Origin of the sequence: Actinoplanes sp. NPDC026623 (genome assembly GCF_040638275.1) — a bacterium.
Classification (GTDB): Bacteria; Actinomycetota; Actinomycetes; order Mycobacteriales; family Micromonosporaceae; genus Actinoplanes.
On record NZ_JBEZXZ010000064.1, the window covers coordinates 1 to 20,953 of the forward strand.

26 protein-coding genes are annotated in these 20,953 nt (G+C 70.9%); 17 read left to right on the top strand and 9 right to left on the bottom strand.

From position 1 onward, the window contains the following. Positions 1–1,918, bottom strand: a 1,918-nt coding sequence (locus tag AB0F10_RS20210; RefSeq protein ID WP_360626903.1) for a carboxypeptidase regulatory-like domain-containing protein, incomplete at its 3' end; no start/stop codon positions are given. A gap of 303 nt (positions 1,919–2,221) precedes the next feature. Between AB0F10_RS20210 and AB0F10_RS20215 the strand changes: the two genes are divergently transcribed. From AB0F10_RS20215 to amcA, 5 genes are all read left to right on the top strand, one after another. Continuing rightward, positions 2,222–2,554: a sterol carrier family protein gene (locus tag AB0F10_RS20215; protein WP_360626906.1), complete on the top strand. Its 333-nt coding sequence runs from the start codon at positions 2,222–2,224 to the stop codon at positions 2,552–2,554. Between the two features lie 78 nt (positions 2,555–2,632). Beyond that, on the top strand, positions 2,633–4,243 hold the full coding sequence (purF, locus tag AB0F10_RS20220) for an amidophosphoribosyltransferase (RefSeq protein ID WP_360626909.1): 1,611 nt from the start codon (positions 2,633–2,635) through the stop codon (positions 4,241–4,243). Positions 4,244–4,348: 105 nt separating this feature from the next. Then, positions 4,349–5,500: a phosphoribosylformylglycinamidine cyclo-ligase gene (gene purM, locus AB0F10_RS20225; RefSeq protein ID WP_360626912.1), complete on the top strand. Its 1,152-nt coding sequence runs from the start codon at positions 4,349–4,351 to the stop codon at positions 5,498–5,500. Positions 5,501–5,644: 144 nt separating this feature from the next. Further along, positions 5,645–6,748: a cyclophane-forming radical SAM peptide maturase AmcB gene (gene amcB / locus AB0F10_RS20230; protein WP_360626915.1), complete on the top strand. Its 1,104-nt coding sequence runs from the start codon at positions 5,645–5,647 to the stop codon at positions 6,746–6,748. Further along, positions 6,717–6,941, top strand: coding sequence for a multiple cyclophane-containing RiPP AmcA (gene amcA / locus AB0F10_RS20235; protein ID WP_360626918.1), 225 nt, complete (start codon positions 6,717–6,719; stop codon positions 6,939–6,941). The genes amcB and amcA overlap by 32 nt, the downstream gene beginning before the upstream one ends. 126 nt (positions 6,942–7,067) lie before the next feature. On the opposite strand, the gene AB0F10_RS20240 is transcribed toward amcA, so the two are convergent. Together AB0F10_RS20240 and AB0F10_RS20245 are read right to left on the bottom strand one after the other, a co-directional pair. Next, entirely contained in the window at positions 7,068–7,286 is a 219-nt protein-coding gene (locus tag AB0F10_RS20240) for a DUF3073 domain-containing protein (protein WP_184998193.1), read from the bottom strand. Between the two features lie 213 nt (positions 7,287–7,499). Then, positions 7,500–8,582 carry a Glu/Leu/Phe/Val dehydrogenase dimerization domain-containing protein gene (locus tag AB0F10_RS20245; RefSeq protein ID WP_360626921.1) on the bottom strand — a complete coding sequence of 361 codons (1,083 nt, stop codon included), beginning with the start codon at positions 8,580–8,582 and terminating at the stop codon, positions 7,500–7,502. A gap of 163 nt (positions 8,583–8,745) precedes the next feature. Between AB0F10_RS20245 and AB0F10_RS20250 the strand changes: the two genes are divergently transcribed. Both AB0F10_RS20250 and AB0F10_RS20255 read left to right on the top strand, forming a co-directional pair. Next, a complete protein-coding gene (locus tag AB0F10_RS20250) occupies positions 8,746–9,585 on the top strand; it encodes a hypothetical protein (RefSeq protein ID WP_360626924.1) in 840 nt (279 codons plus the stop codon). Positions 9,586–9,887: 302 nt separating this feature from the next. Continuing rightward, positions 9,888–10,097 (top strand): BldC family transcriptional regulator, encoded by a 210-nt coding sequence (locus AB0F10_RS20255; RefSeq protein ID WP_014687221.1) that lies wholly within the window; start codon positions 9,888–9,890, stop codon positions 10,095–10,097. A gap of 72 nt (positions 10,098–10,169) precedes the next feature. Here AB0F10_RS20255 and AB0F10_RS20260 read toward each other — a convergent pair whose 3' ends face one another. Then, positions 10,170–10,562 carry a PPOX class F420-dependent oxidoreductase gene (locus AB0F10_RS20260; protein ID WP_360626927.1) on the bottom strand — a complete coding sequence of 131 codons (393 nt, stop codon included), beginning with the start codon at positions 10,560–10,562 and terminating at the stop codon, positions 10,170–10,172. An 18-nt stretch (positions 10,563–10,580) separates the two neighbouring features. On the opposite strand from AB0F10_RS20260, the gene AB0F10_RS20265 reads away from it, so the two are divergent. The 4 genes from AB0F10_RS20265 to AB0F10_RS20280 are packed head-to-tail and all read left to right on the top strand — an operon-like array spanning position 10,581 to position 13,832. After that, positions 10,581–11,357 carry a methyltransferase domain-containing protein gene (locus AB0F10_RS20265; RefSeq protein WP_360626930.1) on the top strand — a complete coding sequence of 259 codons (777 nt, stop codon included), beginning with the start codon at positions 10,581–10,583 and terminating at the stop codon, positions 11,355–11,357. Next, positions 11,354–11,914 carry an RNA 2'-phosphotransferase gene (locus tag AB0F10_RS20270; RefSeq protein WP_360626934.1) on the top strand — a complete coding sequence of 187 codons (561 nt, stop codon included), beginning with the start codon at positions 11,354–11,356 and terminating at the stop codon, positions 11,912–11,914. The genes AB0F10_RS20265 and AB0F10_RS20270 overlap by 4 nt, the downstream gene beginning before the upstream one ends. 56 nt (positions 11,915–11,970) lie before the next feature. Further along, a complete protein-coding gene (locus AB0F10_RS20275; protein ID WP_360626937.1) occupies positions 11,971–12,540 on the top strand; it encodes a hypothetical protein in 570 nt (189 codons plus the stop codon). Then, complete coding sequence (locus AB0F10_RS20280) at positions 12,537–13,832, top strand: PrsW family intramembrane metalloprotease (protein ID WP_360626940.1); 1,296 nt, start codon at positions 12,537–12,539, stop codon at positions 13,830–13,832. The genes AB0F10_RS20275 and AB0F10_RS20280 overlap by 4 nt, the downstream gene beginning before the upstream one ends. Before the next feature lie 6 nt (positions 13,833–13,838). Here AB0F10_RS20280 and AB0F10_RS20285 read toward each other — a convergent pair whose 3' ends face one another. Further along, positions 13,839–14,084, bottom strand: coding sequence for a hypothetical protein (locus tag AB0F10_RS20285; protein WP_360626943.1), 246 nt, complete (start codon positions 14,082–14,084; stop codon positions 13,839–13,841). Between the two features lie 187 nt (positions 14,085–14,271). Here AB0F10_RS20285 and AB0F10_RS20290 point away from each other — a divergent pair, with 187 nt between their 5' ends. Genes AB0F10_RS20290 through AB0F10_RS20300 form a run of 3 tightly spaced genes read left to right on the top strand, consistent with a single transcriptional unit; the run spans position 14,272 to position 15,845 of the window. Beyond that, positions 14,272–14,691, top strand: coding sequence for a hotdog fold thioesterase (locus tag AB0F10_RS20290; RefSeq protein WP_360626946.1), 420 nt, complete (start codon positions 14,272–14,274; stop codon positions 14,689–14,691). A gap of 37 nt (positions 14,692–14,728) precedes the next feature. Beyond that, positions 14,729–15,121, top strand: a complete 393-nt coding sequence (locus AB0F10_RS20295) for a hypothetical protein (protein WP_354727123.1) — start codon at positions 14,729–14,731, stop codon at positions 15,119–15,121. A gap of 46 nt (positions 15,122–15,167) precedes the next feature. Beyond that, the gene (locus AB0F10_RS20300) at positions 15,168–15,845 is read left to right on the top strand and encodes a DUF2786 domain-containing protein (RefSeq protein WP_360626949.1); all 678 of its coding nucleotides are present in this window, start codon (positions 15,168–15,170) and stop codon (positions 15,843–15,845) included. On the opposite strand, the gene AB0F10_RS20305 is transcribed toward AB0F10_RS20300, so the two are convergent. Continuing rightward, positions 15,842–16,159: a hypothetical protein gene (locus AB0F10_RS20305; protein ID WP_360626952.1), complete on the bottom strand. Its 318-nt coding sequence runs from the start codon at positions 16,157–16,159 to the stop codon at positions 15,842–15,844. The genes AB0F10_RS20300 and AB0F10_RS20305 overlap by 4 nt on opposite strands. A gap of 342 nt (positions 16,160–16,501) precedes the next feature. Further along, on the bottom strand, positions 16,502–16,981 hold the full coding sequence (locus tag AB0F10_RS20310; RefSeq protein WP_360626955.1) for a hypothetical protein: 480 nt from the start codon (positions 16,979–16,981) through the stop codon (positions 16,502–16,504). A 220-nt stretch (positions 16,982–17,201) separates the two neighbouring features. Here AB0F10_RS20310 and AB0F10_RS20315 point away from each other — a divergent pair, with 220 nt between their 5' ends. Beyond that, positions 17,202–18,638 carry an Ig-like domain-containing protein gene (locus tag AB0F10_RS20315; protein WP_360626958.1) on the top strand — a complete coding sequence of 479 codons (1,437 nt, stop codon included), beginning with the start codon at positions 17,202–17,204 and terminating at the stop codon, positions 18,636–18,638. A gap of 157 nt (positions 18,639–18,795) precedes the next feature. On the opposite strand, the gene AB0F10_RS20320 is transcribed toward AB0F10_RS20315, so the two are convergent. Then, the gene (locus tag AB0F10_RS20320) at positions 18,796–19,299 is read right to left on the bottom strand and encodes a hypothetical protein (protein WP_360626961.1); all 504 of its coding nucleotides are present in this window, start codon (positions 19,297–19,299) and stop codon (positions 18,796–18,798) included. Between the two features lie 183 nt (positions 19,300–19,482). Here AB0F10_RS20320 and AB0F10_RS20325 point away from each other — a divergent pair, with 183 nt between their 5' ends. Both AB0F10_RS20325 and AB0F10_RS20330 read left to right on the top strand, forming a co-directional pair. Continuing rightward, positions 19,483–19,725 carry a hypothetical protein gene (locus tag AB0F10_RS20325; RefSeq protein ID WP_360626964.1) on the top strand — a complete coding sequence of 81 codons (243 nt, stop codon included), beginning with the start codon at positions 19,483–19,485 and terminating at the stop codon, positions 19,723–19,725. Further along, positions 19,676–20,110, top strand: coding sequence for a hypothetical protein (locus tag AB0F10_RS20330; protein ID WP_360626967.1), 435 nt, complete (start codon positions 19,676–19,678; stop codon positions 20,108–20,110). The genes AB0F10_RS20325 and AB0F10_RS20330 overlap by 50 nt, the downstream gene beginning before the upstream one ends. 38 nt (positions 20,111–20,148) lie before the next feature. Here the strand turns inward: AB0F10_RS20330 and AB0F10_RS20335 are convergent, their stop codons facing one another. After that, complete coding sequence (locus AB0F10_RS20335) at positions 20,149–20,862, bottom strand: hypothetical protein (protein ID WP_360626970.1); 714 nt, start codon at positions 20,860–20,862, stop codon at positions 20,149–20,151. Positions 20,863–20,953: the final 91 nt, after the last annotated feature.

Genomic DNA, 20,953 nt, shown 5'->3' on the forward strand with positions numbered 1-20,953 from the left:
CCGGAGGCGGCTGCTGGCCACGCGGGCCTCCCGTAGGAGGCTGCTGACCCCGGCCGCCGGCCGGAGCGTCGTAGCCCTCCGGCCGCCCGTACGCCGCCCGGGGGTCGTAGCCGCCCTGGTCGCCGTAGCCGTCGCCCTGGTCGTAGCCCGCACCCGCGGGTGCGCCGTAGGCGTTGCCGCCGCCGTAGGGCTGGCCGCCCTGAGGGCCGCCGTAGGCGCTGGCGCCGGCGGGCGGTCCGTAGGCGTTGCCGTTGTCTACGGCGCCGCCCTGGCCGTCCCACGAGCCGTAGCCGCCACCCTGCTCGACGGGCTCGGCCGCGGCGCCGTAAGCGCCGCCGGCGTAGCCGTTGCCGCCCTGGTAGGCGCCGCCCTGTCCGGCGTAGTTGTCGGCGGGCTGGCCGTAGCCGCCGGGCTGGCCGTACGCCGGCTCCGCGCCGCCGTAGCCACCCTGGTCGGCGTAGCCGGCCTCGGGCGGGTAGCCGCCGGGCTCCGGCCGGTACATGCCGGTCGGCTCGTCGTAGCGCTGCTGCGGTGCCGGCTGATCGTAGCCGCCACCCTGCGGAGCGCCGTACGGCGCCGCCTGGTCGTAGCCGGCCTGCTCGGGGTAGCCGGCCTGCTCGGGGTAGCCGCCCTGCGGTGCGCCGTAGCCGCCATAGGCCTCGTCGGCCGGCTCGGCGTAGCCGTTGCTCTGCGCCGGCACCGGGGCGCCGCCGTACTGGTTGGCCGCGCCGTAGGCCTCAGCGCCCGCTGCCGCGCCGTATGCGCCCGCTGTGGCACCGGCCGCACCCCAGCCGCCGGGAGCGTTGTAGCCGCCGCCCGGAGGGATAGGCGCGCCGTACGGGTCCGGGAACTCGTCGACCACGGGGGGCGCCCGGTGGATCATCGTCGGAGCGTCCGCGATGGACGGTGCGCCCGAACGCGGAGCGATCATCGTGGCATCGCTGGCTCGGGCACCCACCGGGGCGCCGGCCAGCCGGGTGTCGCCGGCGCCGGCGTACCGGCCGCCGCCTCCGGCCGGGGGCACGGTGCCCATGGGGTCCGCGCCGTCCGCGCCGTCCGCGTCCTCGCCGGACTTGCGGCGCATCACGACCAGCACGATCGCGCCGATGCCGGCCGCGACGAGCAGGCCGCCCAGGATGATGAAGAGCATCGAGCCGGAGCCATCGTCGTCATCCGAGGCCAGCTTCGTGTCCGCCGCCGGGTCGGACGCCTCGTCGGTCGCCTGCTCGTCGTCGGCGGCCTCGTCGGTCGGCTCGGCGCTGGTGGTGGCCGACACGGACGGGCTCGCCGACGGCGACGCGGTGGCGGCCGTCAGCTTGATGGTGAGCGGCACGTTGATCGACTTGTCGGCCTTGCCCTGCGCGGTCACCTTGGCGATGTCGTAGCCGACCTTGGTGGCGCCGACGAACAGTTCTCCCACCGCGATGGGCTGGCTGTCCGACGAGTTGAAGGAGTATCCGCCCTCGCCGTTGGTCGTGGTGTTGAAGGTGCGGTTCGTCCGGTCCCGGAGCGCCACCTGCGCGCCCGAGACGGCCTTGCCGTCCTGGTCCTTCACCTTGCCGCTGACCTGGCGCACCGACTCCGGCTTGTCCTCGCCGCGCACGGTGATCTTGCGGGTGACGCTGCCGCTGTCGTTGTCGGCTCCGCCGACCATCGTGGCCGTGACCTGAACCTGGGTTTCGAGGGTCTCGCCCGGCTCCACGGCGCCCGCCGTCAGCGTGGCCGTGTACTGCTTGCTCCCTCTGAAGGGGATCGTGTCGTCGAAGTCGCATGCTCCGGAGCAGCGCAGCCCGTCGGCGCTGATCAGCACGCTCACGTTCGTGGTCTCGCCGGCCGCGCCGGTGTTCTTGTTGTTGACCACGTAGGTGAGGGTCGTCTTGCCGCCGGAGGGAATGTCACCCGACGTCAGTGTCGACACGGTTACAATGGGTGATTCTGCTAGTGCTGCTGAGGGGGCGGTGACGAGAACGCCACCGATCAGTGCCAGGAACGCACCGGCCTGGAGAGCCTTGGCTCGTAGGTGCGTTGTCACGTCCACCGCCTTCCGGGTCGCACGGTCACCGGGCTGCCTTCGAGTGCCCTATGATCCCGCGACGATTACACACCGTCGGCCACTATGCCCTGTCGCACGGCGTTAGCGCGACCCAGGGCCGCCGGGTTCTTATCTGAAGTCGGGTCGTATTGTCCCGACGTGTCTCCTGCGCACAATAAATCCGAGTCCGTGGCCGACGCGTTGGACGCGCTGGATCAAGGCGTCGAACCCGAGCGCACGGTGCTGCGCGACGCCGTACGAGCGCTGCTCGCCGAGTTGGCGCGGACCGCGCCCGGCCGATCGGTGGAGGTCCGTATTCCACCTTTCGGTGCAATTCAGTGCGTGGCCGGTCCGCGGCATACCCGGGGCACTCCGCCCAATGTGGTCGAGACCGATCCGATGACCTGGCTGCTGGTGGCCACCGGCCGCCTGGCCTGGGCCGATGCCGTGGAGTCCGGCCGGGTGCGGGCCAGTGGAATACGCACCGATCTGGCTCCGTACCTCCCTGTGCACCCAAGCTGAGCGGTCTCCGGCTCGCGTACACTGGGCGGTCGGAAGAGGCCAGCAAGTCCGAGCAGATCAGCATGAGGGAGCAAGCGCGTGCCCCGAGGCGACGGCCGGTTGACCGACGATCTCGACCCACAGGACCGCGGACCTCGGGATGCCTGCGGCGTCTTCGGGGTCTGGGCGCCCGAGGAAGAGGTCGCGAAACTTACCTATTTCGGGCTTTTCGCACTCCAGCACCGGGGCCAGGAGGCGGCGGGCATCGCCGTCAGCGACGGCTCCGGCGTGGTCGTCTACAAGGATCTTGGACTGGTCTCGCAGGTCTTCGACGAGCCCACCCTCGCCAGCCTGCGCGGGCACCTGGCCATCGGCCACACCCGCTACTCGACCACCGGCGGCTCCAACTGGGAGAACGCCCAGCCGACGATCCGGGCCACCACCGCCGGCACGACGATCGCGCTGGCGCACAACGGCAACCTGGTCAACACCGCCGAGCTCGCCCGTGAGGTCGCCGAGCGCGGCCTCGAGGCCGACATGGGCACCTCCGACACCGCGCTGGTGACGACGCTGCTGGCCGGCCGCCCCGACCTGTCGGTGGAGGCCGCGGCCGTCGAGGTGCTTCCGCGCCTGCGCGGCGCGTTCAGCTTCGTCTTCATGGACGAGGGCACGCTGTACGCGGCCCGCGACGCGCAGGGCGTCCGCCCGCTGGTGCTGGGCCGGATGGAGCGCGGCTGGGCGGTGGCCAGCGAGACCGCGGCGCTCGACATCGTCGGCGCGAGCTTCGTCCGCGAGGTCGAGCCCGGTGAGATCATCGCGATAGACGAGCACGGGCTGCGTTCGACCCGCTTCGCGGCGCCGGAGCCGAAGGGCTGCCTCTTCGAGTACGTGTATCTCGCCCGTCCGGACACCACGATCGCCGGCCGCAACGTCTACTCGGCCCGCGTCGAGGTCGGCCGCAAGCTGGCCAAGGAGCACCCGGTCGAGGCCGACCTGGTCATCGGCGTGCCGGAGTCGGGCATCCCGGCCGCGATCGGCTACGCGGAGGCCTCCGGCATCCCCTACAGCGCGGGCTTCATGAAGAACGCCTACGTCGGCCGCACCTTCATCCAGCCCTCGCAGACGATCCGCCAGCTCGGGATCCGGCTGAAGCTCAACCCGCTGCGCGAGGTCGTGCGCGGCAAGCGGATCGTCGTGGTCGACGACTCGATCGTGCGCGGCAACACCCAGCGCGCCCAGATCCGGATGCTGCGCGAGGCGGGCGCCCTTGAGGTGCACGTGCGCATCTCGTCGCCGCCGGTGAAGTGGCCGTGCTTCTACGGCATCGACTTCGCGACCCGCGCCGAGCTGATCGCCAACGGCCTGGAGATCGACGGCATCCGCCGCTCGATCGGCGCCGACTCGCTCGGCTACGTTTCGCTGGACGGTCTGGTCCAGGCGACCGAGCAGCCGAAGACGCGACTCTGCATGGCCTGTTTCGATGGGCAGTACCCGATCGAGTTGCCGGCCGGTCACCTGATCGGAAAGCACCTGCTGGAGGGCGTCGGCAAGCGCGCCGCAATGCCCGACGCCACAGCGCGGGCCACCGCTGCCGCGGCCGCCGCACCCGACCAGGATCATGATGACGAGCAGTACGCCGAGGACGAGCGGGAGACCGCGAAACCCCTGGTGGCAAGCCCGGGCGGTGCCGACGCTCTGCGTCGCCCGTAGTTAGAAGGCCGGATCACCGGAACCGCCAGCACCACCCGAGACGTCGTAGACCGCGGCACCGATCAGTTGCAACCGCGCGGGCAACCGCGCACTAAGGGGAGAACCGTGACGCACGTGTCCGAGCGCAACAGTGCCGGATCCAACGGTGCTGAAGGCGCCGACCACCAGCCGTGGTCGGCGGGTGCCGGCCGAAGCGGACGCAAGCGCACGGTGACGTACGCGGACGCGGGTGTCTCGATCGACGCCGGCGAGCGCGCGGTTGAGCTGCTGAAGTCCAAGGTCAAGAAGACCACCCGCCCCGAGGTCATGGGTGACCTGGGCGGCTTCGCGGGCCTCTTCAAGCTCAACACCCAGAAATACAAGAGCCCGATCCTGGCCTCGTCCACCGACGGCGTCGGCACCAAGCTGGTCATCGCCCAGCAGCTCAACATCCACGACACGATCGGCATCGACCTGGTCGCCATGGTCGTCGACGACCTGGTGGCGTGCGGTGCCGAGCCGCTGTTCCTGCTCGACTACATCGCCTGTGGCGAGGTCGTGCCGGACAAGGTCGCGGAGATCGGCGCGGGCATCGCGGACGGCTGCCGTTACGCCGGCTGCGCCCTGCTGGGCGGCGAGACGGCCGAGCACCCCGGCGTGCTGCGCCCGGACGAGTACGACGTCTCGGCGACCGGCGTCGGCGTGGTCGAGGAGAGCGAGATCCTCGGCGCCCACCGGGTCGAGATCGGTGACGCCGTCATCGCCATGCGCTCGTCCGGCCTGCACTCCAACGGCTACTCGCTGGTGCGCCACGTGCTGCTCGGCGCGGGCCGGATGCGCCTGGACACGGTGGTGGAGGACTTCGGCCGGCAGCGCACCCTCGGCGAGGAACTGCTGACGCCGACCAAGATCTACGCGAAGGACTGCCTCGGCCTGATCGAGGAGACCGACGTCCGCGCGTTCTCGCACGTCACCGGCGGCGGCATCCCCGGCAACCTGGTCCGGATCCTGCCGGAGCACGCCGACGCGGTCGTGGACCGTTCGTCGTGGCGCCCGCAGTCGATCTTCGACCTGATCCAGGCCAAGGGCCGGATCGAGGACACCGAGATGGAGGCCACGTTCAACATGGGCGTCGGCATGTTCGCGATCGTCTCCGCCGACGACGCCGACCGGGCGATGGCCTACCTGACCGGCCGCGGCGTCGAGGCCTGGCAGGTCGGCGAGGTCATCGAGGGCACCGGTCAGGTGCAGATGGTCGGTCAGTACACCCGAGGCTGAAGTCATACCGTGCCTGGTGTGAAATGATCCGCGCTTGTCGATGTCTCGGCACGCGCGGATCATTTTTTCTGCAGAAGGGTGGACGGCGGCACCTAGCCTGACGACGAACGGGGGTGTAACGGCGTGGCACAGCTATGGAGTGGGATGCGGGGCATCGCTCCGGTACCCACCTATGTCGTCATGCAGCCCACCACCCTCTGCAACCTCGACTGTTCCTACTGTTACCTGCCGTTTCGGCAGGTGGATCGCAGGATGCCGGTCGAGGTCGCGCAGGCCGTCGCCGCGTCCGTGAACCCCTGGTCGCGTACGGGAAGGTTCTCGGTGGTCTGGCACGGCGGCGAGCCGCTCGCCGCGGGCCGGGACCATTTCGCGGCCCTGCTGGCGCCCTTCGCCGCCGACGTGGAGCACCACGTGCAGACCAACGCGACGCTGATCGACGACGCCTGGTGCGAGTTCTTCGCCCGGCGGCAGATCCGGGTCAGCGTGAGCGTCGACGGGCCGCGGTCGCGCAACGGCGACCGGGTCACCCGGGGCGACAAGCCCGCCTACGACCGGATCGTGCGCGGCATCGACGCCCTGCGCCGGCACGGGATCCCGTTCTCCGCGCTCTGCGTGGTCGCCCGGCCGGAGCCCGGCCTGGCCACCGAGCTGTACGAATACTTCCTCGGCCTCGGATGCGACGTGCTCGGCATCAACGTCGAGGAGCTCGAGGGGGTCAACAAGCGCGACAACCGGCATCCGGAGGGCGACGTGACGGCCTTCTGGGCGGAGCTGGTCGGCGCCTGGCGCCGCGACCCCCGGATTCACCTGCGCGAGATCGAATGGTCGCTGCGGTACGCGGCCGCGGCCCTCGACGGCACGGCCGACGAGGTGCTGCCCCGCCGGCTGGACCCGATCCCCACCGTCGCGCAGGACGGAAGTGTGGTGTTGCTCTCACCCGAGCTCGCCGGCTTCGACGACCCCCGTTACGGCGACTTCTCCAGCGGCAACGTGCTCACCACGCCGCTCGGCGAGATCCTGGACCGAGCCACGGAGACGCCCTGGATCCGCGAGTTCCTCGACGGGGTGGAGGCCTGCCGCGTGCAGTGCCCCTACTTCGGATTCTGCGGCGGCGCGCACGCGGCCAACCGCTACTTCGAGCACGGCCGGTTCGACGTCACGGAGACGGACCACTGCCGCAACAGCAAGATTCGCCTACTGGAGGGAGTGCTGGACCATGCCCGAGATCACGAGCCCACGGCCGTCTGACCGCGTGGAGACGGATCCCGTGACGGCACGGCTGAGCCAGACCCGGGCCGGGCTGGCCGCGCTCATCGAGGAGGCGGAGGACGCCCGGCAGCGGCGCGCGGAGGCCACGACGAAGGAGGGCTCGGCGGTTTGCGCCTGGAACCACTTCGAGAACATCCCCACGTTCTACAACTGGAACAACCGGCCCCGTTGAGGGTTGCGGTTCATGAAGCCCACGCGGTGTTTACCGCGTGGGCTTCATAGTCCCGTCGGGAATGACCACGGAATGACCACGACACACGGAAGCACGCGGTAAGCCGCGTGCTCTGTGCAATACGGGTCAGCGCCTCGTAGGCGACCAGGGGTCCTGGTCGTCGTCCGCGTCGTCCTCGTCATCGTCGTCGACGAACTGATCATCGTCGTCGTTGAAATGATGGTCGGACTTACCACCGGCACCCGCCAGTTCGCGCTGCAAGGCGGTGAGGTCGGTGTTCGGGGAGTGGTACTTCAACTCCCGGGCCACCTTCGTCTGCTTGGCCTTAGCACGGCCGCGCCCCATGGCTCGACCCCCTCGCACAGAATTCGGGGCAGCCCGAAGGCGGGCCCCGATGACGTCAGGCATCTCTCGTGGGTCTTACGGTACATGGACGATGCCTGCTTCGGCACCTCGGGTTGCGTGTACCACCATCGCGCGTCCTCGCTTGTCACGGACCCGACGCGCGATGGTGTACAAACCGCTCAACCCTGCGGGCCCGCCCGGGGTCGGGCGGGGTCAGCTCAGGTAGATGCTGCGAAGCCGGCCGACCTCCGCCATGCGGCGCTCAGCGAGCCGGTCGGCGGCGACCGCCGGCGGCACGCCCTCGTCGTCGGCGAGGCGCAGGATCTCCCCGGTGGTGGCGAAGATCCGGGTCGCCCGCAGCTTGGCCCGCTCGAAGTTGAAGCCCTCGATCTCGTCGGCCACCTGGATCACGCCGCCGGCGTTGACCACGTAGTCGGGCGTGTAGAGGATGCCGCGCTCCTCGAGGAGCTTCTCGATGCCGGGGTGGGCCAGCTGGTTGTTGGCGCCGCCGGTGACGACCTTGGCGCGCAGGACGGGCACCGTGTCGTCGTTCAGCGCGCCGCCGAGCGCGCAGGGCGCGTACACGTCGAGGTCGCCGGTGATCAGGGAGTGGGTGTCGGCGACGAGGTCGATCTGCGGGTACGTGGTGCGGGCCCACTCGAGTGCGGCCTCGTTGACGTCGGTGGCGGCCACCGAGGCGCCGTCCTCGATGAGGTGACCCGCCAGGTACTTGCCGACCTTGCCCAGCCCGGCGATGCCGACCCGGCGCCCGGCCAGGGTCGGCGTACCCCAGGTGTGCTCGGCCGCGGCCCGCATGCCCTGGAAGACGCCCCACGCGGTCAGGATCGAGGAGTCGCCGGCGCCGCCGTATTCCAGGCTGCGGCCGGTCACGTAGCTGGTCTCGCGGGCGATGACGTCCATGTCCGGCACGTAGGTGCCGACGTCGCAGGCGGTGTAGTAGCGGCCGCGCAGCGATTCCACGAAGCGCCCGTAGGCCCGCAGCAGGCCCTCGGTCTTGATCTGGCCCGGGTCGCCCCAGATGACGGCCTTGCCGCCGCCGAGGTCCAGCCCGGCCAGCGCGTTCTTGTACGCCATGCCGCGGGAGAGGTTGAGCACGTCGGTGAGCGCCGCCTCCTCGCTCTCGTACGGGTAGAACCGGGTGCCGCCCAGCGCGGGCCCGAGGGCCGTGGAGTAGATACCGATGATCGCCTTCAGGCCGGTGTGCCGGTCCTGGCAGAAGACGACCTGCTCGTGCCCGGCGGCATCGGTGCCGTCGCTGCTTACGAACACGCCCATGACTGCTCACTCCTACAGGTGTGGGTTGCGGCCCTTGTGGGGCCTGGCTGCCTGCTCCGGCGGGGTGGTGCCGGACATCAGCGAGCCTAGTCGCGGAATGGGCGCGTCGATTGGCCACGCGCCCGCGAGTCAATCCCGGGCGATTTCGTGAAAGGATCGCGCCGTGCCGTCACTGTTCGCGTCGTACCTGCGGGTTTACGAGCCGCTGACCGCCTTCGACCGGGACCGCCAGGTTTTCTGGCGTCGTTATGCGCGTGAGGGCCGGGCGCTGGGCCCGATCGAGGGGCCGGTCCGGCAGCGCACCGCCGTGCTCGAGGCGCTGGGCGCGGGCTGGACCCGGCTGCCCGACCTGCCCGACGAGGCGTACGTGCTGGAGTGGGGCGACTCGCTGCTGGTCTGCCCCTGGAACCTGCGCCTGCGGGTGGCTGAGGCCGCGCTCAACGCCCGGGACGGCGTGCCCAGCGTGCTGGCCGACGCCTTCGTGCCGCCGGTGCTGGCCGGCCAGGCCAAGGCCATCGTTGAGGACTGGCGCAGCGGGGCGAAGGTGCTCGAGCACGGCGTGCCCCGGGTGCACGAGCAGATCGCGACCTGGGGCGTGCCGCTGCGCTGGTTCGTCTTCGTCGATCTGGACGAGCGGGAGATCAACCTGACCGGCGGCAAGCGCACGCTGCGCTACCGCACGGAGATCTCCAAGGCCCGGCGCCGGGCGCACCGGGCGGTCTCGGTGCTGCGCAAGTCGCTGGGCGACGCCCCGATCACCGATGCCGTCGAGGAGGGCACCCGGTGGCTGGAGGAGTTCCACCCGCGATCGGTGGTCGAGCTGGACTACGGCGGCCTGACCGGCCTGCTCGGTGAGGAGGCCCTGGCCGAGGACGATTCGCCCGGCCTGGTGGCGGCGGGGCTTTCGGCACTTTCGCGGGGTGACGCCGACTCGGGGACAGAGGCCTACGAGAAGCTCGTCGCGCGGTGGCGCGCGGTGCAGTTGCTCGAGCGCTGCAACTGATCGACACATATAAGACCGTGACCAGGGAAAATGGGACGAACGGGTATGGAACCCATTGCGGGAGAGCGCTCTCTAAACGAACACTCCTCGTGATCGCAGACCCGCGAAGCGTGATAATCGGTCCAAACAAGACGCTTTCTGGCGTAGAAAACAGGTAAAAATCGGGCATGCTTCAACCGTCTATCTAGGGACGTTCGGCCGTTCGGCCCATGTCGGACATCGGGGACTAGCCGGACCATGAGAGACGCACCGGCCGGCGGGACCCCGGCCGATGTCTTTAGGTACCTGTGGAGGAGTGACCGATGGCATCGCGTACGCATGATCCTGAGCCGCTACTCACGCCGGCCGAGGTGGCATCGATGTTCCGCGTCGACCCGAAAACCGTCACCCGGTGGGCCAAGGCGGGCAAGCTCAGTGCAATTCGCACCTTGGGCGGGCACCGTCGCTACCGTGAGTCGGAGGTTCGTGCCCTGCTGCAGGGGCAGATTCCCACGCAGCGTCAGGGCGACTGAACGAATCTCGGTCGGCCGAGAGATCGATAGTGGGGGCGAATGCCGTAAGGCAGTCGCCCCTCCTTCGTCTTCTCAGGCGACCGGACCCGGCGTCGCGGAGACCAGGACGGCCACCGTGCCGTCGACGCCGCGGCGGAGCCGGCTGCCCAGCAGGGTGAGCCGGGCGAGCAGGCCGTACTTGCGCTTGAGGCTCTCGCCGATCCGGCGGCGGTCCGCGGCGTCGCCGATCCGCGCGTGCGCCTCGATGGCCTCGCCCGTGACATTGCCGCGCATGTCGCAGGCCGCGACGGTGACGCGCCCGCTGTTGCGGATCCGCTTGAGCTTGCCCGTGCCGGCCGGCGTCCAGAACGCCAGCCCGGCCTCGTCCGGGACCGCCCAGAGCGGGGTCGGCACCGCGCGGCCGTCCCGGCGGAACGTCGTCAGAAGGACGTACTTCTCGGAACCGAGTTGCTCCAGCGTCACCATGGATCAAGAGTAGTGACAATGGATCAGCCGTTGGTGGGGGACGTGTTCGGGGAGATGATCCGCGACGCGTACGCGGTGCGTACCGGGATCGGGCCGCGCCCGCTGGCCGGTGGGCGGGTGCCCCGGCCGGTCGTCGAGGTGATCGAGCGCGACGACGGACTGATCAACGGCGCCCCCGCCGACCACTACCTGGCCGAGCCGGACGAGTGGCAGCCACACGACCACCGTGCGTTGCGGCTGGTACGCGGCGCGGTGCTCGACATCGGCGTCGGGGCCGGGCGTACGGCGCTGGAGCTGCAGCGGCGCGGCATGGCCGTCACCGGGCTGGACACCTCGGCCGGCGCGATCGAGGTGTCCCGCAAGCGCGGGCTGCGGGACACGGTCCTCAACACCGTCGACGGGTACGCCCGCTCCGGGGCCGGCTACGACACGTTCCTTCTGCTCGGCAACAACCTCGGGCTGATCGAGGGGCCGCAGCGCGCGCCGGGCTTCCTGGCCGCGCTCGCGAGCCTGGCCCGCCCGGGCGCCCGGATCATCGCGCAGGGCACCGACCCGTACGGGACCACGGACCCGGTGCACGTCGCCTACCACCGCCGCAACATCGAGCAGGGCCGGCTCGGCGGGCAGCTACGGCTACGGCTGCGCTACCGGCTGCTGGCGACCGAGTGGTTCGACTACCTGAACTGCTCGGTGGACGAGCTGGAGAGGCTGCTCGAGGGCACCCGCTGGCGGCTCGAGTCGGTCGACACCGCCGACCGGCCCTACTACCTCGCGGTCATGGAGCTGACCGGGTGACCGGGCTGACCCCGGAACAGGTGCGGCTCAGCAAGCGCCTGTCGCTGGTGCTGCGCCACCGGCCCGAGGTCGCCGGACTCCGGCTGGACGCGAACGGCTGGGTGCCGGTCGCCGACCTGCTCGCCGCGCTGAAGATCGTCCGGGCCGACCTCGACGAGGTGGTCGCGGGCAACGACAAGTCCCGCTTCGCGATCGCGGCGGGCCCGGACGGCGTCGAACGGATCCGCGCCAGCCAGGGCCACTCCCGCCGGGTGAACGTCGACCTCGGCCTGCCCGTGGTCGAGCCGCCGGCCACGCTGTTCCACGGCACGCCGCGCGCCAACCTCGCCTCGATCATGCGGGACGGGCTGCGGCCGCGCGCCCGGGACCACGTACATCTGTCGCCGGATGTCGCCACGGCCCTGAGCGTCGGTCGCCGCCGGTCCGCGGACGTGGTGGTTCTCGAGGTGGCGGCCGGCGCCATGGCCCGGGCCGGGCACGCCTTCCATCGAAGCGACAACGGGGTCTGGCTCACCTCCGCCGTCCCGCCGGGGTTGCTGCACGAACGTTCGGAGTAAACGGACAAAACGTTCTATGCCGAGAGTCCGTGCGAATGGGCCGTTAACTTATTGGGATGGGGTGGGTTACTCGGCGTCAGCTGACGAACCTTCTCGGTGCGCTCAGCCTCGTCGCGGCCCTCGCCGGCATCGCCTTCGGGCTCCCGGCATTCGACCGGGCGCTGCCCGCCGATCGGCCGGTGCCGACCGACCGCCCGTACGTGATCGGCGGCGGCGTGACCGTCGTTCCGCCGCCCGGCGCGCGCATCGACGTCACCGAGACCCGGCCCACCCACGACGCGGGCACGGTGCTGTTCCGGCTCGGCCCGGTCCGCTACCTGATCACCGTGCGACCGTTCGACGGCAACCTTCCCGCCGCGGCGAACCGGCTGCGCCGGCGGATCACCGGCACCTCCGGCTACCAGGTCACCGGCACCGAGCTGGCCGTCGCCACCGGCACCGGCCTGGCCGGCCTGCAGGGCGGCTACACCGCGCCCGGCCGCGGCGGCAGGTACGCGGTCTTCGTGGCCGACGGCCGCACGATCGAGGTCACCGTCAGCGGCGCCGACCTGGACCTCGGCCGGATCCTGCCCGCCATCGACGCCAGCACCAAGACGCTGCGGTATGAACCGGAGCGGCCGCAATGACGGCCGAACCACGGCTGCGCAGCGCCCGGAGCGCACCTGTGCAGCCGGGATACGCGACGGGCGAAAGGCTGATGCGGCTGCCCTCGTTCTGGATCGTGATCGCCCTGCTGGTGACCGGCGGCGTCCGGATGACGATGATCGCCGGGCGGTTCGCCGGCACCTACCCGGTGGCGACGACCACCGCGATCGCCCTCTTCGCGCTGCTCGCCGTGCCGTTCTGGCTGGTCGTCACCGAGCTCGACTTCCTCGAGCGCGAGCCGCTCGCCCTGCTGGTGCTGGCCTTCGCCTGGGGTGGCCTGGTGGCCACCACCGTGTCCCTGCCGGGCAGCGCGGCCCTCGACGACCTCATAGCGAAGCTGGGCTCGCCGCACCTGGCGGCCGACTGGGGCGCCGCGCTCGCCGGGCCGACCGTCGAGGAGATTTCCAAGACCCTCGGCGTCGTCGCGATCGTGCTGATCGCCCGCGCGCAGGTGAACAGCGTGCTCGACGGCGTCGTCTACGGCGCGATGGTCGGCCTGGGCTTCCAGATCGTCGAAGACATCGTGTACGCGCTCGGCGCGGTCGCCCTGGCCGGCCGCGGCGATCACGTGGAGCCGGTGATCACGACGTTCCTGCTCCGCGGCTTCCTCTCCGGGGTCTGGAGCCACACGCTCTTCGGCGCGCTGGCCGGCGCGGGCATCGGCTACCTGGTCGTCCGCGCCGATCGGCCCTGGCGAACCCGGCTCGGCGTCGCCATGCTCGCCGTCCTCGGCGCCTGGGCCTCGCACGTGCTCTGGAACTCGCCGCTCTTTCGCGACGGCCTCGGCAACGGCGCGCTGGCGCTGCTCGCGGTGCTGGTCTTCAAGGGCCTGCCGCCGCTGCTGCTGATCATGGTGCTGGTGCGCAGCGCGCACGACCGCGAGGCCGACTACTACGCCGACCAGCTGGCCAAGCTCGGCGACCCCGAGCTGATCACCCCGGCCGAGCTGGAGGTCCTGAAGTCGGGCTCGCGCCGGGCGACCGCGCGCTGGCACGCCCGCACCCGGGCGGGCCTGCGCGCCCGCTCGGCCGTGCGGCGCCTCCAGCGCGCCCAGGCCCGGCTCGCGGTCGAGCTCAGCCGGGGCACGCCGGACCTGGGCCGCTGGTGTCACGAGGTACGCCGGCAGCGCCGCATCCTCGCCCGGCTCGGCCACCCGGAGGCGACGGCGCCGGAGGGCAAGGGCCCGTGGCGGCGCACCGCCTCGACGGTGTTCACCACGGCCCTCGCCATCGCCGTGCTCTGGGCCGCGATCAGCACGCTGGGTGGCGGGTAGGGCGGGTCACACGGTCGGGGGCAGCCCGCCGTCGCCGTCGACGATCGTGTCGGGGGTGCCGTCCTCGTCCAGGTCGACCATCGTGATGTCGACCTTGCCGTCCCCGTCCGTGTCGAACTGGAACAGGTCGGCCTTGCCGTCGCCGTCGGTGTCGGAGACCCAGACGTCCGGCTTGCCGTCGCCGTTGGTGTCACTCGTCAGCAGGTCGACGCGGTCGTCGCCGCGGGTCTCGACGATTTCGGGCTCGCTCATGAATTCTCCTCGATGCTGCGGGCAGAGGGCGGTCCTGCCCAACCTAGGGCCCGGGCCACCCCCTCGCGACCCGGGACCGAGATCGAATCTAGAGATCTGCCGCAATGCGATTGCTCCCCGGAACGTGCCGAACCGGTGTGACCGAAGTCGCTGGCCCCCGCGCGACTCGCCGGTAACGTTGCCCGACATGAGTACAGCGGCGGACGGCTTGCAGAGGCTATTCGGCAGTGCGGGCGGCGGTTCGCTCGGCGAGCGGATGGGCATCGACATCACCGAGGCGACCCCGGAGCGGGTGGTCGCCACCATGCCCGTCGAGGGCAACACCCAGCCGTACGGCCTGCTGCACGGCGGTGCGTCCTGCGTGCTCGCGGAGACGCTGGGCTCGGTCGGCGCGGTGCTGCACGGCGCGACGGTCGACCGGCCGTTCGCGGTCGGCGTCGACATCAACGCCACCCATCACAAGGGGGTCCGCTCCGGCCTCGTCACCGGCGTCGCGACCCCCGTTCACCGGGGCCGCACGGCGGTGACCTACGAGATCGTCATCACCGACGAGGACGGCGACCGGGTCTGCACGGCCCGGATCACCTGCCTCCTGAGGGGCGTGTGAGCGGCGCTTCTTGACGGATCCGCGTACCTTTTCCCACGTGACGGAAATACCACAGCATGCATTCGACGACGCGACGCAGGTGCTGCACTGCGCGCTCAGCGGCGACAGCGACGCTGTGGTGGGCACCTTCGACGCGGTGGTCGACCGATCCGGCGTCGTGGGGGCCTACGACGTGGCCTGGTGTCTCGCCGCAACCATGGTGGGACAGAACGTGCCCAAGGGTGGCGCCTGGACCCTCGACTTCCCCGGGATCGACGACGCGCGGTATGACAAGCGCTGGGTCGCGCGGTTCGTCAGCGCGTACGTGAACGGCGACATCTTCACCGGTGAGGCGCTGTTCGGCGCGGCGATCGCCGACGGCCAGCTCCCGGACTGCCTGCTCGCGCTCGCCGGCTCGACCGTCGCCACCCTGCGGCACCGGGCGGCATGACCGACCCGACGGACACCCGCGATCGCCTGCCGGAGGCGGGCGCCGCGTGACCGGTGATCCGCTGCTCGCCCGGGTCCGCAAGCTGCTGGCGAAGGCCGAGGATCCCGCCTGTACGCCGGCCGAGGCCGAGGCGTTCACCGCGAAGGCGGCGCAGCTCATCGCCAAGTACGGCGTCGACCGGGCGCTGCTGGCGGGCGCCGATCCCGCCCTCGATCCGGTCGGGGACAAGGTGGTGACGATCGAGGCGCCGTACGCCCGCGACAAGGCCGGGTTGCTCGGAGCCGTCGCCGTCACGCTGCGCTCGCGGGTCGTCTACCTGGAGCGCCGCGGCGCGGCGCGGATCCATCTCTTCGGCCACGTCGCCGACCTGGAGCGGATCGAGTTGCTCTTCACGTCGCTGCTCGTGCAGGCCGCACACGGCCTGGCCGCGACGCAGGTGCCGCGCTTCGACCATCCGGCCGCGTTCCGGCGCTCCTGGCTGTGTGGCTTCACCGAGGCGATCCGGGCCCGCCTGGCCGAGGCGGAGCGGGAGGCGGCCGCGGACGTGCCGGGCGCCGAACTCGTCCTGGTCGACCGGACCGAGCAGGTGGACCGCAGGCGCGACGAGACCTACCCCAACCTGACCCGGCTCGGGCCGCGCCGGCTGGCCGGCACCGGCCGCCGGCTGGGCTACGCCGCCGGCCGGACCGCCTCCCTCGGCGGCACCGGCCTGCCGTCGCGCTAGAGCTCGTCGCAGTTCTTCAGGTACAGCGCCTTGGCGTACTGCGCGGCGGCGGCCTCGTTGTACATGGTCGCCTGCGACATGTACCAGCCGTTGTCCGACAGGGCCTTCTTCGCCTGGGTCATCCCCGACCAGCGGATGTCGGCATCCACCTCGGACAGACCGCGTGCCTTGAAGTTGCGCCGCATCTGCATCTTGCCGGCCCGGAAGTTCTCGGCGGCCTCCTCCGCCTGCCTCATGCAGGAGAAGCCCTTCTCGCTCAGGGCCTCCGCCATGTTCCAGGCCGCCTGTTCCTCCACGTTCTTGAACTTCAGCACGTCGTTCCTCCCGTGAACTTTGTTCCCGGTTAGCTGTACGGAACGCGATGCTCCAGCGCTAGGTCCACGCGCAGACTGCAAGAAAGGTCAAACTGTTCGGAGTCCCTGGAACGGGAGACGGATCCGCTCGAGATCCTCCGCTACGACGTGACGACGACTCCGCCGGTTGGCGGATGTCAACGGAGGACGCCGTCAGGGAGTTGCTCCTGGTGATGCCGAGACTGGTCGGCAGGCGCGGTGAGCTGGCCGGCACCACCTCAAAGTGCCTTGTACTGACGGTTCGCCCTGCCGCGCCCGCTGCCCGGCCGTCGATCCTCTGCCGGGCAGCAGCCGGATGGTGGGTCAGGCCGGGGAGGGGGTCAGGGCGCAGTTGGGCCAGCCATGTCCGCCGAAGTACTTCTTGACGTCGGCGGGAAGGCCGATGCAGTAGCCGTCGTTGGTGCCGCTGTCGAACGTCCAGGAGCCGGAGGCGTACTTGAAGGTCTGGATCTCGGATTCCTGCTTCAGCGGCTCGAATCCCGCGATGGCGTAGCTTTTGAAGCAGACGATGCGGGTCATCCGCGTCCCCTTGGGCGCCTTCTTGTCGTAGTGGGTCTCAAACGCGGCGAGCAGCGTCTTCTCGGACACCGGGCACGCCGGCGCGGCGGAATCAGCCGGTACGTTCGTCGGCGGAGCCGTCGTGGCCTGCGCGGTCGCCGCGGGGGCGGAACTGGGCGCCGAGGTCGGTGCGGCGGCGGCCGAGGGCTTGGCCTCGCTGCAGCCGGCAACGCTCAGGACGAGGCCGGCACCGGCGGCAAGAATGGTAAACGTACGTGCAGACACGGATGGTTCTCCAGGTTCCCGAGGTGATCGATACCGGGAAGTATGCCGATGTCCGGTACGAAGTTGATCACGGGTTCGTGCCATGACCCCAGAACGGGTCCAGTTGCCGCCTCGAGGGGGCGTGCGAGGCGGCCGCGCACGCTGGGCCAGCGCGCCCTCGCCCTTGATCGGCAAGTGGCGTATCCTGCCGCAACGCCGATCGACACGGGGAGAACCATCGATGCGCAGAGTACGTGCGGCCGTCGTCGCGGCCACAGTGGGTGCACTGATCGCGGCGGGCGCGAACCCGGCCGCCGCGGCCGAAGGCGGCCCGCTCGCGATCACCTCCACCGGCCTCACCGAGGGGCAGGACTTCAGCAGCCACATCGTGTTCCACCCGGTCTGGACCGGAGGCGCCGCCACCGCCAAGGTCGAGGTCTACATGGGTGGGACCCTGCGGGCCACGGCGCTGAACGGAAAATGGGCGCAGGGCATGGGCGCCCAGGTTCTCCCGGCCGAGAACAACACCGATGTCAGCCTGACGGTCAAGGTCTATGACGCGGCGGGCAACACCGCGGCCGCGTCCACCACGGTGCACGTCGACCTGACCCCGCCGTCGGCCACGCTCAACCCCGCGCCGGGCGCACCGCTCGGTGGGGTGATCACGGTGGCGGCCACCGATGTCTCCGCCGATGTCGCCGAGCTCGCCCTGATCGACGGCGCCGGCAAGAAGCTGGCCACGGCGACGGCCGCGCCCTGGACCATCACCTGGAACAGCGTCGGCGGCGCCCCCACGGCGCAGGCCAGGGTCACCGACCGGGCCGGCAACCAGCGGACCTACCAGGCCTGGAAGTTCGACAACGCCAGGCCGTCCATCTCGGATCTGAACGGCTACTTCGGCACCCCGCTCCGGCGGGTCCGCGGCGTCACCCACCTGGGCGTGGAATTCTCCGACGCGTCGGGAATCAACCGGAACGAGTGGTGGATCGACGGCACGCTCGTGCAGTCGATCTTCCACACGGGGCGGTATTTCGACGACGTGCTGACGTACGACTTCGGCACCACGGCGCGGACCGCGACCGTCGAGGTTCGCGCCTGGGACCTCGCCGGCAACCCGGCGACGCGCACGTACAGCCTGGTCGTCGACGTCACCGGACCGAAGATCACGTCGGTCACCCCGGCGAACGGCGCGCTCGTCCGCGGCTCGCGGATCACCAGCACGGTCCGCGCCACCGACCCCGCCGGCGTCAACGGCGCCAACCTGAACAACGGGCCCTGGGTGAGCAACCCGAAGAACCTGACGACCGCCACCAGCGCGGGCGCCGACGGTCGCAAGACGTTGACCTGGCGGGTGTTCGACGCCCTATACAACGAATCCACCGTGACCCGCACGGTGATCGTCGACAACACCCGGCCCGTCCTGAAGCTCACCAAGGCGCCGAAGTCCGGCGCGAAGGTGTCCGGCACGGTCAAGGTCACGGCGTCGGCCACGGACCGCAACGGCGTCAGCCGGGTCGAGCTGCTGATCAACGGCAAGGTCGTCGCCCGCGACGCCAAGGCCGGCTACGGCTTCTCGATCAACACCAAGAAGTACGGCAAGAAGATCCGGTTCCAGCTGCGGGCGTACGACCGCGCCGGCAACGCCATCAGCACCACCACCCGCACCTGGCACCGCTGAGCCCGGCACGCAGACGCGCCGCCACTACATGTTGTAGGGGCGGCGCGTCGCCTGTCGCGGCCAGCTGTGCGTGACGCCTCCGGCCAGGAACGGGCCGGCATGCTTCACCCGGCCCATCGAGGTGGAGACCGACCACCCTGCGGACCGGCCTGATCGGTCAGGGGCCCAGCTGGACCGGGGCTCCGGCGCCGTCCCTGGCCGTGTAGGTCCAGGTCCCCGCCGGCGTGGGGAACGCGATGACGAAGAACTTGGCGGCGCCCGTGCCGGCCGGCATCGGCTTGGCCGGCACCGTCACCGGGTCGTGGCCGGGCGCGGTCGCGGTGACGCCGGCCGCCGGCTCGGTCAGCAGGCCGTACGCGAACTCGCTGCTGCCCGGCCCCTTGCCGTCCAGGTAGCGCCCGCCGGTCGGGCTGTCATCCCACGGGCCGCAACCGCCACTCAGGTCCGAGCCGACCTGCATCTGGGCGTCCCGCAACTGCAGGCAGACGTCCCCGCGCTCGTTGTGAAAGGTGACAAGCGTCCACCCGGCGCCACCGATCGTGCCCTCGTCGATCTTCACCACATCGACGGCCTGGAACGGCGCAGGCTCGACCGGCTCGCTCGTGCATCCCGCCGTCGCCAGCACGATGGTGAGCGCGGCGGCACTCAAGAGACGGTGCACGACTTCCTCCCTCGTGAGCTCAGGGACGGGCCTCAGCGGCGGAACCCGTTCCGGAACCTTCCTGCAGCCGGGCAATGTAGATCGACACGGGACCGTAGCCCTCGGCGTTCGGTTCCGCTACCCGCCTCCACGGCGGGTGGGTCCCTAGATTGATCAAATGGGGTGGGGGAGCCGCGACGATAAATGGCGGTCAACATCCATGGCCTCGATCGTCAGGAGCCTTCGCCCGTGGCCGCTCTCGCCGACATTCGCGCCGCACTGCGGTCCAGGACGGCCGTCGAGCCGCCCGCGCCGTGGCGCTCCGGGCGCATCTGGATCGGCGGCATCACGGCGGTGGGCTTCGCGCCCGGCACCGACCTCTCGCACAACGGTTTAGGTGTCGTCGACCCGTTCATCGCAGACGGTGGCCCGCAGCGGCGACGATGACACGTACGGCGACCACTACCCGGTCGCAGTGGCCGGCATCGGGCCGGTCGCCGGCACTCGGATCCCGCTCGCCGGACCATGCGGCGGCGGGCTGCGGGCCTTCACGCCGGACGGGTGGCGGGTCGCGGTGATCGCCCCCGACTGGCCCGACGAGAAGGGTCGCCCTGACCCCCGCCCGGCGCCGCCGATCCGACCGCCGACCCGGCCGCCGCTCCGACCGCCGATCTCGGCCCGGCCGCCGACCCCGGCCGCCGATCCGACCGCCGACCCCGACCCGGGCGCCGACCCCGACGCGGCCTTGATCATTCACGACGACGACCCGATTCGGACGGCTGGCTTCTCCGACTCGGGGCGCGTCCTGGTCGTGGCCCGGAACTCCGGCTAGGCAAGATCACCTCGATTGAGGGCACCTGGAGGGGTTCGTCAGATCAGCTTCCACACTGCGGTCCGGGCGGCGACGCCGGGCTGCAGGCTGAGGCGGAGCCGGGTCAGCTTGGCGTCCTGTGGCATCTCGAACACGATGGTCCGCGCGAACTCCGACTTCGGCTCGACCAGGGCGTCGGGAAAAGCCGCCAAGGCTGTGGTCATGGTGGTGTCGCGCTGGTACCACTCGCCCTCGTCGTCGGCGACCCACGCGTACTTCTGCAGTTGCGCGATGAACGGGATGGCGCCGGTGTTGTTCGCGTTCACGGTGACCGACACCAGCCGGTCGCCGGTCGCGGGCTTCAACTCCGGGAAGACTGACAGCTCCGGGTCCTCCACCCGTACGACGGAGATTGTCACCTGTTCACCGTTGTCGCCGTCCATGATCACAGAACCGTTGCGCGGGACTGTGCCGCCGGCCGGGACGGGTGCCGGGCTCGAGGGCCTGAGCAGTGGTGCCCAGTTGGGGCTGGTCGTCATCCAGCCCGCGGGGTTGGCCAGGGCGGGAACCGTGAAGGCAGAGGCAGAGGCAGAGGCAGAGGCAGAGGCGGAGGCGGAGGCGGAGGCGTGCGGCGCCGCAGCGGTGCCGGTGCCGGATTCGGTGGCCCGGCCGACGAGCATCCCGCCCGCGGCGGCCACGACGGCCACGGCGGCCACGGCGATCAGGGCCGCCGGCCGGGAGCGGCGGGAGTGCGCCGCCGGAGAGGGCGGCACGGTAGGACGTTGCAGGGGCGTGGTCGTCGCTTTCGCCGGGGCCGGGGCGGCGAGCTCGGCCGGTGCGACGGCTTGGGGCGGGGCCTGCCCG

Excerpts from the sequence above, each read along its gene's own strand:
- AB0F10_RS20290 (WP_360626946.1), top strand. The coding sequence starts at position 14,272 with ATGAGTACAGCGGCGGACGGCTTGCAGAGGCTATTCGGCAGTGCGGGC.
- AB0F10_RS20255 (WP_014687221.1), top strand. The coding sequence starts at position 9,888 with ATGGCATCGCGTACGCATGATCCTGAGCCGCTACTCACGCCGGCCGAG.
- AB0F10_RS20280 (WP_360626940.1), top strand. The coding sequence starts at position 12,537 with ATGACGGCCGAACCACGGCTGCGCAGCGCCCGGAGCGCACCTGTGCAG.
- AB0F10_RS20315 (WP_360626958.1), top strand. The coding sequence starts at position 17,202 with ATGCGCAGAGTACGTGCGGCCGTCGTCGCGGCCACAGTGGGTGCACTG.
- AB0F10_RS20245 (WP_360626921.1), bottom strand. The coding sequence starts at position 8,582 with ATGGGCGTGTTCGTAAGCAGCGACGGCACCGATGCCGCCGGGCACGAG.
- amcB (WP_360626915.1), top strand. The coding sequence starts at position 5,645 with ATGCGGGGCATCGCTCCGGTACCCACCTATGTCGTCATGCAGCCCACC.
- AB0F10_RS20325 (WP_360626964.1), top strand. The coding sequence starts at position 19,483 with ATGGCGGTCAACATCCATGGCCTCGATCGTCAGGAGCCTTCGCCCGTG.
- AB0F10_RS20275 (WP_360626937.1), top strand. The coding sequence starts at position 11,971 with ATGGGGTGGGTTACTCGGCGTCAGCTGACGAACCTTCTCGGTGCGCTC.
- amcA (WP_360626918.1), top strand. The coding sequence starts at position 6,717 with ATGCCCGAGATCACGAGCCCACGGCCGTCTGACCGCGTGGAGACGGAT.
- AB0F10_RS20285 (WP_360626943.1), bottom strand. The coding sequence starts at position 14,084 with ATGAGCGAGCCCGAAATCGTCGAGACCCGCGGCGACGACCGCGTCGAC.
- AB0F10_RS20265 (WP_360626930.1), top strand. The coding sequence starts at position 10,581 with ATGGATCAGCCGTTGGTGGGGGACGTGTTCGGGGAGATGATCCGCGAC.
- AB0F10_RS20240 (WP_184998193.1), bottom strand. The coding sequence starts at position 7,286 with ATGGGGCGCGGCCGTGCTAAGGCCAAGCAGACGAAGGTGGCCCGGGAG.
- AB0F10_RS20260 (WP_360626927.1), bottom strand. The coding sequence starts at position 10,562 with ATGGTGACGCTGGAGCAACTCGGTTCCGAGAAGTACGTCCTTCTGACG.